The sequence below is a fragment of the Acinetobacter rongchengensis genome (genome assembly GCF_003611475.1).
Taxonomy (GTDB): domain Bacteria; phylum Pseudomonadota; class Gammaproteobacteria; order Pseudomonadales; family Moraxellaceae; genus Acinetobacter; species Acinetobacter rongchengensis.
The window spans coordinates 1-479 of sequence record NZ_RAXT01000198.1; the positions used below are offsets into that span (position 1 = coordinate 1).

1 protein-coding gene is annotated in these 479 nt (G+C 53.4%); it reads right to left on the reverse strand.

The features are described 5' to 3' along the window. Positions 1–479 (reverse strand): type VI secretion system Vgr family protein (locus tag D7V20_RS19505; RefSeq protein WP_147395830.1); only part of this gene is annotated, 479 nt, incomplete at both ends.

A 479-nucleotide genomic window follows, 5' to 3' on the forward strand; every position in this document is an offset into this window, starting at 1 on the left:
TACTTTCTGCTTGGGCTTTGGGATGGCTTAACTTGCCGAGGTTGAGTTGGCTTGCACCATGGCTGCTGTGCAGTTGGGTGCTGATTTGTCCTTTTGTATCGTCAAAGCGCAGTTGGTTGTAGCCTGTGCCTTGGTATTCTTTGCTTTTGATCCCCGCCAGTTTTTTGGTATCAGGCAATTTGCCAAGGCTGTCGAATTGGGTCGGGTGGCGTTGTCCTTCGTGGATGCGTCCGGTGACAAAGGGCCGATCGATATCGCCTTCAAAGAAGTCGATCACCACGATTTCTCCAATCCGTGGTAGGAATCTTGCACCGTAGCCGTCACCTGCCCATGGGGTCAGGACATCAACCCAAGCCGAGTCGGTATCGTTGTCGTTGCTGCCTGCACCATCGGCATGTTGATGGTCTGGGTTGCGGGTGAACAGGAAGCGGACTTTGATGCGTCCCCATTCATCGACATGGATTTCTTCGCCACTGGGG